At 58.7% G+C, this 15,757-nt stretch carries 14 protein-coding genes, 1 tRNA gene and 1 pseudogene; 12 read left to right on the top strand and 4 right to left on the bottom strand.

The window, feature by feature from the left end:
- The first annotated feature begins 118 nt into the window (after window positions 1–118).
- The 5 genes and pseudogenes from sfsA to BM074_RS10000 all read left to right on the top strand — a co-directional run bounded on the left by sfsA (window position 119) and on the right by BM074_RS10000 (window position 4,294).
- Entirely contained in the window at window positions 119–823 is a 705-nt protein-coding gene (gene sfsA / locus BM074_RS09980) for a DNA/RNA nuclease SfsA (RefSeq protein ID WP_091921699.1), read from the top strand.
- Between the two features lie 18 nt (window positions 824–841).
- Window positions 842–1,672: a type I methionyl aminopeptidase gene (gene map / locus BM074_RS09985; protein ID WP_091921701.1), complete on the top strand. Its 831-nt coding sequence runs from the start codon at window positions 842–844 to the stop codon at window positions 1,670–1,672.
- 8 nt (window positions 1,673–1,680) lie between these two features.
- The gene (gene radC / locus BM074_RS09990) at window positions 1,681–2,481 is read left to right on the top strand and encodes a RadC family protein (protein WP_091921702.1); all 801 of its coding nucleotides are present in this window, start codon (window positions 1,681–1,683) and stop codon (window positions 2,479–2,481) included.
- Between the two features lie 95 nt (window positions 2,482–2,576).
- Window positions 2,577–3,409 (top strand): annotated as a pseudogene (locus BM074_RS09995) (AraC family transcriptional regulator).
- Between the two features lie 129 nt (window positions 3,410–3,538).
- Complete coding sequence (locus BM074_RS10000) at window positions 3,539–4,294, top strand: 3-keto-5-aminohexanoate cleavage protein (RefSeq protein WP_091921703.1); 756 nt, start codon at window positions 3,539–3,541, stop codon at window positions 4,292–4,294.
- A gap of 29 nt (window positions 4,295–4,323) precedes the next feature.
- Here BM074_RS10000 and tig read toward each other — a convergent pair whose 3' ends face one another.
- Window positions 4,324–5,748, bottom strand: a complete 1,425-nt coding sequence (gene tig / locus BM074_RS10005) for a trigger factor (RefSeq protein WP_091921705.1) — start codon at window positions 5,746–5,748, stop codon at window positions 4,324–4,326.
- Window positions 5,749–6,390: 642 nt separating this feature from the next.
- Here tig and BM074_RS10010 point away from each other — a divergent pair.
- The 5 genes from BM074_RS10010 to BM074_RS10030 all read left to right on the top strand — a co-directional run bounded on the left by BM074_RS10010 (window position 6,391) and on the right by BM074_RS10030 (window position 11,738).
- The gene (locus BM074_RS10010; protein ID WP_051614995.1) at window positions 6,391–7,503 is read left to right on the top strand and encodes an efflux RND transporter periplasmic adaptor subunit; all 1,113 of its coding nucleotides are present in this window, start codon (window positions 6,391–6,393) and stop codon (window positions 7,501–7,503) included.
- Window positions 7,500–10,667, top strand: coding sequence for an efflux RND transporter permease subunit (locus tag BM074_RS10015; protein WP_091921707.1), 3,168 nt, complete (start codon window positions 7,500–7,502; stop codon window positions 10,665–10,667). Before BM074_RS10010 ends, BM074_RS10015 begins: the two co-directional genes overlap by 4 nt.
- 83 nt (window positions 10,668–10,750) lie before the next feature.
- Window positions 10,751–11,197: a pyridoxamine 5'-phosphate oxidase family protein gene (locus BM074_RS10020; protein WP_027231458.1), complete on the top strand. Its 447-nt coding sequence runs from the start codon at window positions 10,751–10,753 to the stop codon at window positions 11,195–11,197.
- 125 nt (window positions 11,198–11,322) lie between these two features.
- Window positions 11,323–11,502 (top strand): hypothetical protein, encoded by a 180-nt coding sequence (locus tag BM074_RS10025; RefSeq protein ID WP_027231459.1) that lies wholly within the window; start codon window positions 11,323–11,325, stop codon window positions 11,500–11,502.
- Between the two features lie 153 nt (window positions 11,503–11,655).
- A tRNA-Leu gene (locus BM074_RS10030) sits at window positions 11,656–11,738 on the top strand.
- A 21-nt stretch (window positions 11,739–11,759) separates the two neighbouring features.
- On the opposite strand, the gene BM074_RS10035 is transcribed toward BM074_RS10030, so the two are convergent.
- On the bottom strand, window positions 11,760–12,335 hold the full coding sequence (locus BM074_RS10035) for a GDYXXLXY domain-containing protein (RefSeq protein ID WP_091921709.1): 576 nt from the start codon (window positions 12,333–12,335) through the stop codon (window positions 11,760–11,762).
- Window positions 12,332–13,444 (bottom strand): DUF2157 domain-containing protein, encoded by a 1,113-nt coding sequence (locus BM074_RS10040; RefSeq protein WP_175498970.1) that lies wholly within the window; start codon window positions 13,442–13,444, stop codon window positions 12,332–12,334. Before BM074_RS10040 ends, BM074_RS10035 begins: the two co-directional genes overlap by 4 nt.
- Before the next feature lie 257 nt (window positions 13,445–13,701).
- Here BM074_RS10040 and BM074_RS10045 point away from each other — a divergent pair, with 257 nt between their 5' ends.
- Window positions 13,702–13,848 carry a DUF1127 domain-containing protein gene (locus BM074_RS10045; RefSeq protein ID WP_081815883.1) on the top strand — a complete coding sequence of 49 codons (147 nt, stop codon included), beginning with the start codon at window positions 13,702–13,704 and terminating at the stop codon, window positions 13,846–13,848.
- Window positions 13,849–14,007: 159 nt separating this feature from the next.
- Here BM074_RS10045 and BM074_RS10050 read toward each other — a convergent pair whose 3' ends face one another.
- Window positions 14,008–14,511, bottom strand: coding sequence for a hypothetical protein (locus BM074_RS10050; protein WP_091922405.1), 504 nt, complete (start codon window positions 14,509–14,511; stop codon window positions 14,008–14,010).
- 213 nt (window positions 14,512–14,724) lie between these two features.
- Between BM074_RS10050 and BM074_RS10055 the strand changes: the two genes are divergently transcribed.
- The gene (locus tag BM074_RS10055) at window positions 14,725–15,672 is read left to right on the top strand and encodes an aldo/keto reductase (protein WP_091921713.1); all 948 of its coding nucleotides are present in this window, start codon (window positions 14,725–14,727) and stop codon (window positions 15,670–15,672) included.
- The last annotated feature ends 85 nt before the right edge of the window (window positions 15,673–15,757 follow it).

Consider the following 15,757-nt stretch of genomic DNA (forward strand, 5'->3'; position numbering starts at 1 on the left):
CTCCCACCCCAGAGCAAACTAACCTGCCCTTAGAGGCAGGTTTTTTTATGCGGCATCGGTTGTCACAGGACCGTCCACGCTGATTGCCGTCTTTTTGCGCTTCGGCTAAACCCAAATCATGAATTTCGCTTCACCCCTCGTTACCGGCAGGCTGGTCCAGCGCTACAAGCGCTTTCTCGCCGATATCATTCTCGACGACGGCGGCGCTGCGATCACGAGTTCGGTCCCCAATACCGGGTCGATGCTTGGTCTCACCGATCCCGGCATTCCGGTCTGGCTCTCGCTCACCGACGGCGCGAAACGCAAATATCCGCACACGCTGCAGATGGTCGAGGTTGGCGGCACGATGGTCGGCATCAACACCGGCTTGCCCAACCGGATCGCGGAGGATGCAATCCTTGCCGGGATGATACCCTCGCTCTCGGGCTATGCCGAGCTGAGGCGCGAGCAGAAATATGGCGCGAACTCGCGTATCGATATCCTTTTGCGCGGCCCCGATCGTCAGCCGGCCTACGTCGAGGTCAAGAACGTCCATTTCTCCCGAAAAGCCGGCCTTGCCGAATTCCCCGATTCGCCAACGGCGCGCGGCGCAAAACATCTGGACGAGCTCGGAAACATGGTTGAAAATGGTTTTCGCGGCGTAATGCTTTATGTCGTCCAGCGCGGGGATTGCGAACGACTGAGGATCTGCGGCGATCTTGACCCGGTCTACGCTATGGCTTTTGATCGGGCAATGAAGCGCGGGGTTGAAGCATACGCTGTAAAATGCCACATCACGCCCACGGGCATTGCTGCAATAAGCACGATGCCAATTATCGATTGATGCCAACCGGACTTAACTATGGTCACCTATCTCGACGCACAGAACGCGCCTCTTAAGAATACCGGCCAGATCCGGCTGCACGGCCCGGAAGGGTTCGAGGCGATGCGCAAGGCTTGCCAGCTGACCGCCCGCTGCCTCGATGAGCTCGCATCGATCGTGGCCCCGGGCGTCACGACCAATACGATCGACCGGTTCGTGTTCGAGTTCGGCGCCGACCACGGGGCCCTGCCCGCGACGCTCAACTATCGCGGCTACACCAAATCGAGCTGCACGTCGATCAACCACGTGGTTTGCCATGGCATCCCCGATGAGAAGCCGTTGCGCGAAGGCGATATCGTCAATATCGACGTCACCTATATCCTCGATGGCTGGCACGGCGATTCAAGCCGCATGTATCCCGTCGGGCAAATCAAGCGCGCTGCTGAACGCCTGATGGAAGTCACGCTTGAAAGCCTGATGCGCGGCATTGCCGCCGTTCGGCCGGGCGTGCGCACCGGGGCCATTGGCGCTGCCATCCAGAGCTATGCCGAAGCCGAGCGTTGCTCGGTCGTGCGCGACTTCTGTGGCCACGGTGTTGGCCAGCTCTTCCACGACGCACCCAACATCCTTCACTACGGCACGCCAAATGAAGGTATTGAACTGCGCGAGGGAATGATCTTCACGATCGAACCGATGATCAATCTCGGCCGACCGCATGTGAAGGTGCTTGCAGACGGATGGACGGCGGTGACACGTGACCGCTCGCTCACCGCGCAATACGAACACACCGTCGGCGTCACCAGCACGGGCTGCGAGATATTCACTCTATCGCCGGCCGGCCTGTTCGCGCCCGGACTGAACCTCGGATAGGATCGGCAATGAGCGAAGAAAAGCCGGAACCGACTTTCTTCCTCAACGAACCCTCCGCAAAATCCACCCCTAAACAACCACTCGTTGAGCGCTACGGTGCTTCCCACAACGCTCAGCCGAAGCCGTCGGGCAATGACACGCCGCATTATGTCGGTCATCGCGATCGCATGAAGGAGCGCTTCGAGAAGGTCGGCCACGATGGTTTCGCCGACTATGAAATGCTTGAGATGCTGCTCTACCGCTCGATACGACAGGGCGACACCAAGCCGCTTGCCAAGGCGCTCATTGCCCGTTTTGGTTCACTGGCGGAAGTCCTGGGCGCGCCTGAGCACCTGCTGCGCGAAGTAAAGGGCTGCGGCCCTGCCGTCACTTTCGACCTCAAGCTGGTATCCGCGCTTTCGCATCGTGTTATCCGCAGCGATATTCGAGAGAAGGCGTTGCTGACATCGTGGAACAAGGTCATCGAATATTGTATCGCCGCGATGGCCCACGAACCCCGCGAGCAGTTGCGCATCCTGTTCCTCGACAAGAAAAACGCGTTGATTGCCGATGAGGTACAGCAGGTCGGCACTGTCGACCACACACCTGTTTACCCGCGGGAAGTGATCGCACGGGCTCTGCACCTTTCCGCAAGCGCGATCATTCTGGTCCACAACCATCCGTCCGGAGACCCGACGCCTTCCAAGGCGGACATCGAGATGACACGGACCATCGCCAATATCGGCGCGCAGATGGGCATTGTCGTCCACGACCACATTATCGTCGGCAAGAACAGCCATGCCAGTCTCAAGGGATTGCAACTTTTCTGAGAATCTCCGGGCAATATCCTGTTCGACAGCAAACCCGATCAAATGAACCATTCTGAAAAGTCCTATTCAGGTATCGTGCTTGCATGGAGATTTGAATGAACACGGTCGAAAAAGCGATCTGGTACATCGAAGGGCATTTTTCCGGGGGTATAACCCTCGACGACATCGCCGCTTCGGCGGGCCTGTCGCGCTTTACATGTCACGTGCCTTTGCGGCTGTGACTGGCTGTTCGGTCAGCGGCTACATCCGGGGCCGCCGCCTCAGCTCGGCCGCCCGGCTTCTCAGCGAGGGTGCTCCCGATATTCTCTGCGTTGCGCTCGGGGCCGGTTACAATTCCCATGAAGCATTCACCCGCGCCTTCCGCGATCAGTTCGGCGTGACGCCGGAACAGGTTCGTGCGCAAGGCCATGTCGACAACATCCCCCTGGTGGAGGCTATCAAAATGGACGAAACATTGGTCGTAAATCTGGAAGTACCGCGTGTCGTTGCCGGCAAGCCTCTTCTCGTCGCAGGATTGGGCGCGCGCTACAATTGCGAGAGCAGCAAGGCGATCCCGTCTCAATGGCAGCGCTTTGCACCGCATATCGGGCATATTGCAGGTCAGGTCGGCGACATTGCCTACGGCGTTTGCTGCAATAGCGACGATGAGAACAACTTCGATTACATCGCCGGCGTCGAGGTCAGGGATTTCTCCGAAATTCCCGACACATTCAGCCGCCTCCGTATTCCGTCCCAGAAGTACCTCGTTTTCACGCATCAGGATCATATCTCGACGATCCGAAGCACCTTCATGACCATCTGGGGCAACTATCTTCCGGAGTCTGGCCATGAGGTCGCCGATGCTCCCAATTTCGAGCGTTATGGGCCGCAATTCGATCCGAGAACCGGAAATGGCGGGCTCGAGATCTGGATACCTGTGAAGTCCTGATCGTTTTCATTGGTGGGCCAGCGGCAGCCGGCCCGCCGCAACCATGCGCCGCTCCAACCGTTATTGCTGACAGATGGCTGTTAGCAGGTTTGCTAAGATCAGCCGCCTTGGCAAGATGGGAGCTGACACATGCTGCAAGCCTGCCTCAACGGCGGTCGTAACCGCGATTTTCACGCTGCCGTTCCCTTTACGGCAGACGAGCTTGCCCGCGACGCCGCGCTTGTCGTGGCGGCAGGCGCCGGCGAGCTTCACATACATCCGCGGGATCTGGATGGTAACGAAAGCCTTGTCGCCTCTGATATCAGCGCCGCGATCCGCGCCATACGTGAAAGCGTTCCGGAGGTACCGATCGGCGTTTCGACACATTGGCGCATCCCACCCGGCGGCAAGGCGCGCCATGCACCGATCGCGCAATGGCAGGAGCTTCCCGACTATGTATCGGTCAATCTGATCGAAGAGGATGCTGCCGAGATCATGGCGCTCGTCTGGGATAAGGGCATCGGCGTCGAAGCCGGCCTATGGTCGGTGAGCGACGCCGAGCGCTTCATTTCCCTTCCTGACGCCAAGAAGTGCCTGAGAGTGCTCATTGAAGTCAATGAACAGGACTTTGATGAGGCAATGGCGGTGGCAACTGGGATCATATCAGTGCTGGAACAGGCGAAATTCGAGCTTCCCATTCTGCTGCACGGCGATGAAGCGAGTGTCTGGCCGATGTTCAACCTGGCAATTGCGCGCGGCTATGATGGACGCATTGGCCTCGAGGATGGCAAGCTCCTTCCCGAAGGCAAGGAAGCCGAGGACAATGCCGACCTGATCCGGGCTGCGGTGGTCCTGGCGCATGGCGGCGATACGCTTCTCGGTACCGCAAATGAAAAGGGCGGCTGACGCCGCCCTTTCCGGATCGATAGTGAGGCTTATGCCTCGTCGTCAGTCTTCTTCTTGGCGGCCTTCTTCGGCGCGGCCTTCTTCGCAGGCTTCTTGGTCTCTTCCGACTTGGCATCCGCCTCATCGTCGGCCATCAGCTCTTCCTTCGTCACCTTCTTGTCGGTGACCTTGATGTTCGAAAGGAGATGGTCGACCACCTTCTCCTCGAAGATCGGCGCGCGCAGATTGTTTACTGCTTCCGGCGTCTTACGGAAGAATTCATAAATCTGCTGCTCCTGGCCCGGATAGCGGCGAACCTGATCGTAGACGGCGCGTTGCAGCTCTTCTTCCGTTACCTCGATGCCGGCCTTGTTGCCGATTTCGGAAAGGACGAGGCCGAGACGAACGCGGCGTTCGGCAAGCTTGCGATATTCTTCGCGCGCTTCTTCTTCCGTCGTATCTTCATCTTCGAAGGTCTTGCCGGCTTCCTGGAGGTCGTGACCGATCTGCGCCCAGATGTTGTTGAACTCGGCGTCGATCAGGCGTTCCGGCGATTCGAACTTGTATTCACCGTCGAGCGCGTCGAGAATCTGGCGCTTGACCTTCTGGCGCGTAAACGTGCCGTACTGGCTCTCGATCTGTTCGCGGATGACCTGGCGCAGGCGGTCGGCGCTTTCGATGCCGAGCTTCTTTGCAGTCTCGTCGTTGATTTCGAGTTCGCCCGGCTTGGCGACTTCCTTGACTGTGACGTCGAAGGTTGCGTCCTTGCCGGCAAGGTGCGCAGCACCATATTCAGCCGGGAACGTCACGTTGATCTGCTTCTCGTCGCCAGCCTTGACGCCGATGAGCTGATCCTCGAAGCCGGGGATGAACTGGCCGGAACCGAGGACGAGCGTCGCGTCGGTGTCGGCGCCGCCATCAAACGGAACGCCATCGACTTTGCCGAGGTAGTCCATCGTCACGCGATCGCCGCTCTCGGCCTTGCCCTTCTTCGTCTCGAAGGTCTGGGCGGAACTGGCAACGCGCTTAACCTGCTCTTCGACTTCCTCATCGCTGACATCGACGACTTCGCGGGTTACGCTGATATTCGACGCGTCCTTGATCTCGATGGCAGGAAGAACTTCGTAGTTGAGCGAGAATTCGAAATCGGCTTCGCCGCTCAGAACCTTTTCCGCTTCCTTCTCGTCCTCGGTCATGACGACTTCCGGCTGGGTAGCGGACTTTTCATTGCGGTCGGCAAGAATGGACCGTGAGGAATCGCTCAAAATCTCGTTGACGACTTCAGCCATGAACGACTTGCCGTACATCTTGCGCAGATGGGTCATCGGCACTTTGCCAGGGCGGAAGCCATTGATGCGCGCCTTGGCGCTGGCGCCCTTGAGGCGTTCGGAAAGCTTTGCTTCCAGATCCTTGGCCGGAACGACGACCTTGATCTCGCGCTTCAGCCCTTGATTGAGCGTTTCAGTAACCTGCATGTCCAAACCTTCACTTTTTTAACATTTGTCCCGCCGTTGCCGGCTCGTTGGCCTAAATTGCGGGAGAAAACTGCCTGCCCTTGCGGCTTCCGGTGCGGACGAAGAGCTTTACTCACCATCCACGTTGATTTTATTGCCTAATTCCAGTGCAACTCTCGATTTGCGACACGAATTCTAGCACAGAATGTGGCACAAAGTTGCGAAAGAGATTGCACCCTCACCGACTGGTCGCTCCCTTTACTTGCCTTGCGGGCAAAAATCAATGGCGCAGCCCGGTTGCTGCCTCGAGAAAAATGCCCGTTTTGCAAGGCGTTTAACCTTTAAATACCAGTCGCGATTGCAAGGTGACAACCAATTCGAACTATGCAAGTCTGGATTCGTGGGGTTTTGAGACAGGTTGTCTCCGCGTCGCCCGGCTGGGCGCACGAGCGCATCTGGTTGAATTACTCCGCCTGAGCGTTGAATTCTGACTTTGCGTAACTAGACCCGATCGTCCGATGATTTGCAGTGTCAGCCGCTCCATCCGGTTGATTTGTCCTGGAATTCATCCCGCGTGGCCGTTCGGTGTCCGATTGTCTTGGAGGCCTGCCCTTGTCACGAACGTTCATTTCCGCCGTTAAGCTCGGCCTTGCAGCCGCTATTATGACCGCAACTTCAGCTTTGGCGCAGGAGGCTGCCGCCCCGCCTCCACCACCGGTATCGGTTGCAAAACCCATTGTTCGCGATGTGATCGACGCTGACGAATTCATCGGCCGGTTCGACGCCGTCGATCAGGTTGCTGTGCGCTCGCGTGTGTCGGGCTATCTCGATACGGTCCATTTCAAGGACGGTGCGCTCGTCAAGAAGGGCGATCCGCTGTTCACGATCGACCAGAGACCGTTCCAGACTGCTCTCGATCAGGCGCAGGCGGCGCTCGAGGTCGCAAAGACCACCCTTACCTACGCCGAAGCCCAATACAAGCGCACTGAATCGCTGACCGGCAGCGGCACCCTGTCGGTATCGACGCTCGACGACCAGCGCCGCGCCTATCTCGCCGGCCAGGCGAGCGTGCGTGGCGCGGAAGCCGCGGTCGCCCAGGCGAAGCTCGACATGATGTACACCGAAATCACCGCGCCGCAGGACGGACGCATCGATCGAAGGCTGATTTCCGTTGGCAACCTCGTCAATGCCAATGACACGATCCTGACGACGATCGTCTCGCTCGATCCCATCGACTTCTATTTCGACGTCGATGAGCGCAATCTGCTTTCCTATGCCCGTTCGGCGCGCGAGCGGGGCAGCGACCTTCAGGAAGGCGGTGGCGGGCTGGATGTTACCGTTCGGCTGACGGACTCGAAGGAACCACCGGTCAAGGGCAAGCTCGACTTCTCCGAAAACCGGCTCGATGCCCAGACAGGCACGATGCGGGTGCGAGCCCGTTTCGCCAATCCGGATTTTGTCTTGCAGCCCGGCCTGTTCGGGCGCGTCGAAGTCTCAGCCTCGAACACCTACAAGGGCATCCTCGTCCCTGATGATGCAGTTGGCGCGGACCAGAACGAGCGCATCGTCTACACAGTAAGCGAAGACGGCACGGTTACGCCGAAGCCGGTGCGGCTTGGGCCCAAGCAATATGGCTATCGCATCATTCGCGAGGGTCTGACCGGCGACGAGACCATCGTCGTCAATGGATTGATGCGCATCCGTCCGGGCGTCAAGGTCAAGCCGGAACTCATTACGCTGCCACCCGAAGCCAAGGCGACGGGGGTCGGCCAATGAGATTCGCGCATTTCTTTGTCGACAGGCCGATCTTTGCATCCGTCCTGTCGATCGTGCTGTTGATCGTGGGCGGCATTGCCTACACGCAGCTTCCCGTCGCCCAATATCCGGAAATCGCGCCGCCGACGATCGTGGTGCGCACCTCCTATCCCGGCGCGGATGCGCAAACCATTGCCGACACGGTGGCGACGCCAATCGAGCAGGAAGTCAACGGCGTCGAGAACATGCTCTACATGTCCTCCTATTCGACCGCAGACGGGTCAATGGCGCTGACGATTACCTTCAAGCTCGGCACCGACCTCGACCAGGCGCAGGTCCTGGTCCAGAACCGCGTTTCCATCGCCGAACCGCGCCTGCCCGAGGAGGTGCGGCGTCTCGGCGTGACCACGACGAAAAGCTCGCCCGACCTGATGATGGTCATCCACGTTCTTTCGCCGAACAACCGCTACGACCAGCTCTATGCGTCCAACTATGCACGCACCCGTATCCGCGACGTCCTCCTGCGGCTCGACGGCGTTGGCGATCTGACCATCTTCGGCGAACGCGAATATTCGCTGCGCATCTGGCTCGACCCGCAGAAGCTTGCTGCCTACGGCATGACGGCGAGCGACGTCGTCCAGTCGCTGCGCGATCAGAACGTGCAGGTTTCGGGCGGTTCGATCGGCGGGCCGCCGACGTCGGGCAACAGTGCATTCCAGTACACCGTCACGACGGAAGGGCGTTTCAGCGACGCGAGGCAATTCCGCTATGTCATTGTCAAGGCTTCAGATACCGGCCGCCTCGTCCAGTTGCAGGATGTGGCGCGCATCGAGCTCGGCGCCAAGGACTATGTGACCAACAGTTACCTCGACGGTAGTCCCGCCGTGGCGCTCGGCATTTTCAGCCGGCCCGGCACCAATGCCTTGGCAACCTCCGAAACCATTCAGGAGACGATGAAGGAACTCGCCAAGGATTTCCCGGACGGACTGACCTACAACATTGTCTACAACCCGACCGAGTTCATCTCCGAATCGATCAACGAGGTCTACAAGACCATCATCGAGGCCGTCATTCTGGTGGCTCTCGTCGTGCTCGTATTCCTGCAGTCCTGGCGCACCGCCATTATTCCCATCGTCGCCATTCCGGTGTCGTTGATCGGAACGCTCGCCATACTCCTTGCCTTCGGCTTCTCGCTGAACATGTTGACACTGTTCGGCCTCGTCCTCGCCATCGGCATCGTCGTCGATGACGCGATCGTCGTCGTCGAAAACGTCGAGCGCAATCTTTCGTCCGGCATGACGCCGAAGCAAGCGGCCCACGTCACCATGGATGAGGTCGGAACGGCGGTCGTCGCCATCTCGCTCGTACTCATTGCCGTGTTCGTGCCGACTGCCTTCATCCCCGGCATTTCCGGCCAGTTCTATCTGCAATTTGCAATCACCATCGCCGTCGCCACCGCGATCTCGGCGCTGAATTCATTGACGCTCTCCCCGGCCCTTGCGGCAATCGTCTTGCGCCCGCACGGGCATTCGCAATCGAGAAACCCGCTTGCGCGCGCCGGCCGCTTCCTCGCCAACGGCTTTAACACCGGCTTCGACCGAATGGCACACGGCTATTCGTGGATCATTCGCCATCTTGTCGGCTCAGCTGTCGGCCTTCTGGCCTCGCTGCTCGTCTTCGTGGGTCTCCTCGCCGGGACATGGTACATGGCCAATATCGTACCGCGCGGCTTCATTCCAACAATGGACCAGGGCTATGCCATCGTCGTCGTCCAATTGCCCGATGGCGCGTCGCTGGAGCGCACCGATGCGGTGATCAGGCGTGCCTCGGACATCGTCCGCAGCGTTCCCGGTGTAAGCCATGCCGTGGCGTTTGCTGGCTTCAGCGGCGCCACCTTTACCAATGCGTCGAATGCAGGCGTGGTGTTCGCGCCGTTCAATTCCTTCGAGGAGCGACTGCCAAAGGGCGAGACGGCGCAGGCGATCATCGGCCAGCTCTTCACCAAGATGCAGAGCATCCAGGAGGCCTTCATCATCGCCGTGCCGCCGCCATCGATCCGCGGCATCGGCAATTCCGGCGGCTTCAAGATGCAGATTCTCGACCGCGACAATCCGGACATGCGCCGCATCCTGCCTCTTGCCTATCAGATGATGGGTGAAGCCAACAAGACGCCGGGACTCACCGGGGTCTTCACGACCTTCTCGGCGTCGAGCCCGCAATATTTCCTCGAGATCGACCGCGACAAGGCGCGGGCATTGAACGTACCGATCCCCAACATCTTCGAGACGCTGTCGATCAACCTCGGCACCTCTTATGTCAACGATTTCAATGCATTCGGCCGCGTTTATCAAGTGCGCGCGCAGGCGGATCAGCAATATCGCATGGACCGGGCCGACATTCTGGCGCTGAAGGTTCGCTCGGCGACGGGAGCATTGGTGCCGCTCGGAACGCTGATCGAGATCAGGGACACGACCGGACCCTCGCTGGTGCAGCGCTACAACATGTATGTTTCGGTGCCATTGCAGGGCAATCCGGCGCCGGGCATTTCGACTGGTGATGCACTCGACAAGATGGAGCAACTGGCGGCGCAGACGCTGCCGGTGGGAACGACGTTCAACTGGACAGAACTCGCATTCCAGGAGCGCAGCACCGGCAATACGGCGATCTACATCTTCGCCCTGTCGGTCATTTTCGTCTTCCTGGCGCTTTCCGCCCAGTATGAAAGCTGGATCCTCCCCCTTGCCATCATCCTGATCGTCCCGCTCGCTGTGCTCGCCGCGCTGATCGGCGTGCACCTGCGTGGCATGGACAACAATATCCTGACCCAGATCGGGCTTGTAGTGTTGATCGGCCTTGCCGCGAAGAACGCGATTCTGATCGTCGAGTTTGCGCGACAACACCAGGACGACGGCGCGACACCCGTCGAAGCCGCAATCGAGGCAAGCCGTTTGCGCCTGCGCCCGATCCTGATGACCGCATTTGCATTCATCTTCGGCGTGGTTCCGCTGATGATCGCAACCGGCCCCGGCGCGGAAATGCGCCAGTCGCTGGGAACGGCCGTGTTCTCGGGCATGCTGGGCGTTACGTTCTTCGGGTTGTTCCTGACGCCGGTGTTCTACGTGGCGCTCCGTTCATTCGGGCGCAAGCGCAAACCCGCGGTGGAGGCTCCGGCGCGGGGCTTCTAGTCCCGCTTCATTACCGGCTTGCGTTAAGGGTCGGCGGGCATCATGCTGGTGCGCGCTGACTTATCATTCATGCGGAGCGAGAGATGATTATTACCGAAATGTCGCGGCAGGAAATCAAGGAACTGCTGACCCGGGCCAGCATCGGCCGGCTCGCCTGCGCCAAGGATGATCAGCCTTACATCGTCCCGCTTCGCTTCGTCTACAATTCCGTCTACCTCTATTCCTTCACCACTGTTGGGCGAAAAATCGAGTGGATGCGCGAGAACAACAAGGTCTGCGTCGAGTTCGACGAGATCGATTCGACCAATAGCTGGAAGAGCGTGGTCGTTACCGGCAGGTTCGAGGAGATCACAAAGGAACATAGCGACGAGCGTAACATGGCTCATGATCTCTTGAACAAGAAGGCCGAATGGTGGGAGCCCGGCTACGTGAAGACAGTCATTCGCGAACAGGAACGCCCGCTTGACCCGGTTTACTTCCGCATCGCTATAACAGAAACGACCGGCCATAAGGCGGTCAAGGAGCGTTAGACGAAGTTCGCACATTCCCCTTTTCCATAAGGTAGAAGAATGTGATCCTGGCCTGCGAACTGGTGCAACCAACGATACCCCTTAGACGTTGTATAATTGAGGGACCAATCAAAAGGAGCACCACCATGGGCGGAACGTCCAATCAGCATTTCGTGCGCAGGATGCCAACTGCTTCGGATCATCTCATCGATACGATTCGGCAGGCGACGCCAAAGCCAAAATTCAATCCTGAACGCTTGTCGGACGTTTTGAAGCGCTCCAAGGGGGCTTTTTCGATTACGAAGAGCCGGCCATCCGCCAAGTAGGCGCGTACCTACACTGTCCAGCCCAATCGTCGGGCCATGCCTCGCGTGTGGCCGGTTCGCTAATCTTCTTTTGGAACAACCCCTTTTTCCTTTGACGGCAGAAATCACGATGCTATAGAGACCGGCGCTTGGGGTGCGGTAACGCCTCCATCTGCGGATGTGGCGAAATTGGTAGACGCACCAGATTTAGGTTCTGGCGGGAGACCGTGGGGGTTCGAGTCCCTCCATCCGCACCATAGCGCTTGACGTCGCGATCTTCAGTAGATCGGCTCCTCGTAGAGAACTTCTCCGTTGTTTTTCAGAGCGCGAATTTGAGCATCTCCCGACGGCGAAACCGCGATGACAGCCTCAATCCTGCGTTCTCGCTGCTGGTCTTCGATCACACGTCCTTCCCCCTCCGGCACATAATAGCGCTCTATCCCGTATTGGATGTGAAGATCGTGATAGATCGCGGCATTGGCGTAACCGGAGGTGCGGCCGCGCAGCTGTATTTCACCGGGCGCCAGATCCTCGCGCTTTTGCCACGAGGCGCTGCTTATGCCCCAGGAGCCGTCATCCGCCTGCTTCAACGCTACATAGATATCGGCGAACCCGGTTGACGTCGGCGGCGTCCCAGTCACCTTGTTGGCCTCGATTGTCGCGATGCCGTAACCAAGTGTGACATAGTCGCCGCGCAGGAAATCATGTGGATCGACCGGCTCGGTAAGCAGCGTGAGATTGGTGCCGCTTCGCAGGATCGACGCCCGCTGTGCGACCATGGCGTAGAGGGCTCCGGACTGTAAAATTGCCACAACGGCGCCGAGCAGGATCAGGCGATTTACCTTGAATATCATGCCGTTGCTTCCTTTTTCGGATTCTTTCTTAGAAGTCTTCGCTCCATTCTGACAACGAAGGCCGCCAGCAACAAGACGAGGATGCCGGCAGTCAGGAAGAAGCCCGCGGTGCCTATCAATGTACCGATCGTCTTGAACGCCAGGTACAGCACCTCGAGCGAGAAGACCGTGTAGGAAACCCAGCGCACCGCAAGGTTCCGGTGCCCCGAAAGGGCGAGGCCCGCGACAGAGCATCCCAAAATCGCAAAGCCGATGACAACCTGATTGCCAACCCCTTCGCTGAATTCGTCGAACTGGAAAAAGATGAGGGCGATGACCAGCATGATGAAGCCATATCCTCCGATGGCCTCGCTCCAGCCGGTAAGCTGCTGGGTCGCCCTGCTCCGCAGTGCATCCGCGAGGAAGAGTGCCGCGCCGAGAACGGCCGCGATCCAGAGGATCGCCTGGTCGTCCAGATCGAACCGGACCACGAAGACATAGGCGATGAGGAGAATGGCAATGAAATGTCGCGCCTGCTTCGCCTTCGTCCACCAGACCAGTCCCGCGCAGATGATTGCAAGCACAGGCACCAGCCAGATGTAGTTCCAGTGGTCTGGAGTCGATGGTTCGAGCGAAGCGAACAGGTAGAAGCCGGTAATTGCGACGCTCGTGGACGTCAGTACCGTTGATCGCAGCAGGAGGGCCGCCACCATCGTGCCCGCCACCCAAAGAAGCGCCGCATCGGTGGTGTCTCCCGAGAGGTGGTACATTTGGCCAACGAGACCGATACCCGAACCGAATGTGATGGCGGCGATCAGGTAGAGCGCCTCACTGAATATCCTGTCGCCCAGGCTTGCCCGCCAGGCGCCGCCGATATAGCCGGCGCCGATCACCGATATGATAAGACCAAGCCGAACAAGGCGCGGCATGAGTTCCCAGTTGGCCGCTACGAGGGAGACGATGGCTGCGCCCAGCAAAACTGCGCCGAGAACCGCAAGGACGCCTCCAAGCCCGAGGCCGTGTCCCCTGCCGTCCATGTCCTTGCGCAAGCGTTCGGCCGTCGTCTCATCGATCAGACCATCCCGCTGCCAGCGCGCAATGTGTTTCTTAACGCCAATGGTTATCGCCAAGGTCTGCTCCTGAATCGCTGCAACGAGTCTTTAGTATAGCGAGGTGGCGGTCATCCTCCTATGGCGATCCCTGCGTGCTCGCAGCGCCACAATCACGACATTTGTGCGCCGCAACAATTAACATCGATTAATGTTGCAATGCAGCAATTGCATAGCTGATCTGCAAACTTGGCTCTGCAACTTTCAGGAGCCGTGCACTATCTTCCACTCAACGATCAAGAGTGATCAAGCAAACAACAACCAAAGTGGTGATTGAAATGAACCTTATCCGCTCCTACAGCAACTGGCGTCGTTATCGCGACACGGTTTCCGAATTGAACCGCCTGTCGTCCCGCGAACTCAGCGATCTCGGCATTGCCCGTTCGGACATCCCGTACGTCGCCAAGAAGTCCGCAATTCGCTAATCGCATAGAGAATATCGCCGGGGCTTATCCTCCTCCCGAAGCCCCCGCGATCAAAGGCCGATACTCCTCCTCCCTGATCGGCCTTTATCAAACGACACCCACCGCACCTCCTCCCGCGGTGGGTGTTGTTGTTTCAGGCCGCCTCCAGCCTATTGAGCCCTAGCGGACGCCGCCATATCCCCTGCTTTTCCATTCTGCGAGCGTCATGACGTCTGGAGCGCCCCCTCCCGGCTCGTACCAGGAATCGACTGCCCAAAGCGTGCCGCTGCGATCTTTCAGAACAGCAGTGAAGTGTGGATAGCGCCCGTCGAAAAAGCTTCCGCGCGAATCCCGCCGGGCAACGGTGTGGAACTGCAACAGGCCTGCACCCTGCATATAGCGCAGGAAGTGATCGGTATTCGTGGATTCGTCCACGCAATCCATCTGGCCGCGCTCGCGTCCCTTGCCAAAATCCATTTTCGGCCGGTCGACGACGCCAATCACCTGCGTATTGCGTTGTTCGAATACTTGAACCGCCCGGCGAACCGCCGCGCGCTCGCCCTCTGGCGATTTGCGGCCAGACGCCATGATGGAGGCAATGCGGGAACGGTCGGCACCGGTCAGCGTCACATTGGTCTTAAAATAGCAGCCATAACCGTGACAAACGCTGAAGGTCTGCGCCATGGCGATGGATGCGGGACTGCAAAGAATGAGAAGAAGAAAACAGAAGACGAGTTTATTTAAAACTTTTGTTTGCATGCGCCAACACTAACAATTGTTTTCACCGAAGCCCAACAGATTTGCATAATATGGTTGCTCCCGGAAATCCTCACCTGGCAACCGCCGGCGCCGCACCCTAATCACCCCTGGCGCACCTCACCCAATCGGAGAATGATCATGCAACAACGCCGTCTCGGCCGAACCGGCCTTTCCATCGCACCGCTCGTTTTTGGCGGGAATGTCTTTGGCTGGACCGCAGACAAGAAGACATCCTTCGACCTGCTTGATCGCTTCGTCGATGCCGGCTTCAACGCTGTCGATACGGCGGATGCCTATTCGCGCTGGGTGTCCGGCAATGAAGGCGGCGAATCGGAAACCATCATCGGCGAATGGATGAAATCGCGTAAGAACCGCGACAAAGTTGTAATTATCACAAAAGTCGGCTCCGACATGGGACAAGGCAAGAAGGACCTTTCGGCTGCCTATATCGCCAAGGCGGCTGAGGCTTCCTTGCGCCGGCTGCAGGTAGATGCGATCGATCTCTATCTTTCGCACTGGCCGGATCCGGAAACACCCTACGAGGAGACCCTCGGCGCCCACGCGGAACTCCTGAAGGCGGGCAAGGTCAAGTCAATCGGCGCATCTAATCTCGATGCCCAGCAACTGCGTGCCGCACTCGACGTATCCAGGGAAACTGGCCTGCCGCGCTACGATGTGCTGCAGCCGGAGTATAATCTCTACGACCGCAAGAGCTATGACGGACCGCTGCGCGATCTCTGCATGGCCGAACATATCGGCGTCATCACCTATTTCAGCCTCGCACGCGGCTTTCTGTCCGGCAAGTATCGCAGCGAAGCCGACCTTGGCAAAAGCGCGCGCGGCGGCGGCATCAAGGATTATCTCAATCCGCGTGGATTCCGCATTCTTGCCGCGCTTGACGATATTGCCGCCAAGCACAAGGCGAAGCCCGCGGAAATCGCCCTCGCCTGGATTATGCAGCGCGAAGGCGTGACCGCCCCGATTGCCAGCGCGACGTCCCTTGAACAGTTGGACAGCCTGATCAAGGCGGCGTCGATCAACCTCAGTGCCGAAGACGTTACCCAACTCGACAAGGCCAGCGCCTGATCGCTTGGATCGAAAGCCGCCGCATTGCGCCGTGCGGCGGCTTTTGCACATTGATGCGGGCGGTCAAAGCGTTTATTGGAAAGCC

It is taken from the genome of Phyllobacterium sp. CL33Tsu (assembly GCF_900113985.1).
Taxonomy (GTDB): Bacteria; Pseudomonadota; Alphaproteobacteria; order Rhizobiales; family Rhizobiaceae; genus Phyllobacterium; species Phyllobacterium pellucidum.

Excerpts from the sequence above, each read along its gene's own strand:
- BM074_RS10035 (WP_091921709.1), bottom strand. The coding sequence starts at position 12,335 with ATGATATTCAAGGTAAATCGCCTGATCCTGCTCGGCGCCGTTGTGGCA.
- BM074_RS10015 (WP_091921707.1), top strand. The coding sequence starts at position 7,500 with ATGAGATTCGCGCATTTCTTTGTCGACAGGCCGATCTTTGCATCCGTC.
- BM074_RS10010 (WP_051614995.1), top strand. The coding sequence starts at position 6,391 with ATGACCGCAACTTCAGCTTTGGCGCAGGAGGCTGCCGCCCCGCCTCCA.
- BM074_RS10025 (WP_027231459.1), top strand. The coding sequence starts at position 11,323 with ATGGGCGGAACGTCCAATCAGCATTTCGTGCGCAGGATGCCAACTGCT.
- BM074_RS10055 (WP_091921713.1), top strand. The coding sequence starts at position 14,725 with ATGCAACAACGCCGTCTCGGCCGAACCGGCCTTTCCATCGCACCGCTC.
- sfsA (WP_091921699.1), top strand. The coding sequence starts at position 119 with ATGAATTTCGCTTCACCCCTCGTTACCGGCAGGCTGGTCCAGCGCTAC.
- BM074_RS10050 (WP_091922405.1), bottom strand. The coding sequence starts at position 14,511 with ATGGCGCAGACCTTCAGCGTTTGTCACGGTTATGGCTGCTATTTTAAG.
- BM074_RS10020 (WP_027231458.1), top strand. The coding sequence starts at position 10,751 with ATGATTATTACCGAAATGTCGCGGCAGGAAATCAAGGAACTGCTGACC.
- tig (WP_091921705.1), bottom strand. The coding sequence starts at position 5,748 with ATGCAGGTTACTGAAACGCTCAATCAAGGGCTGAAGCGCGAGATCAAG.
- BM074_RS10000 (WP_091921703.1), top strand. The coding sequence starts at position 3,539 with ATGCTGCAAGCCTGCCTCAACGGCGGTCGTAACCGCGATTTTCACGCT.
- BM074_RS10045 (WP_081815883.1), top strand. The coding sequence starts at position 13,702 with ATGAACCTTATCCGCTCCTACAGCAACTGGCGTCGTTATCGCGACACG.
- map (WP_091921701.1), top strand. The coding sequence starts at position 842 with ATGGTCACCTATCTCGACGCACAGAACGCGCCTCTTAAGAATACCGGC.
- radC (WP_091921702.1), top strand. The coding sequence starts at position 1,681 with ATGAGCGAAGAAAAGCCGGAACCGACTTTCTTCCTCAACGAACCCTCC.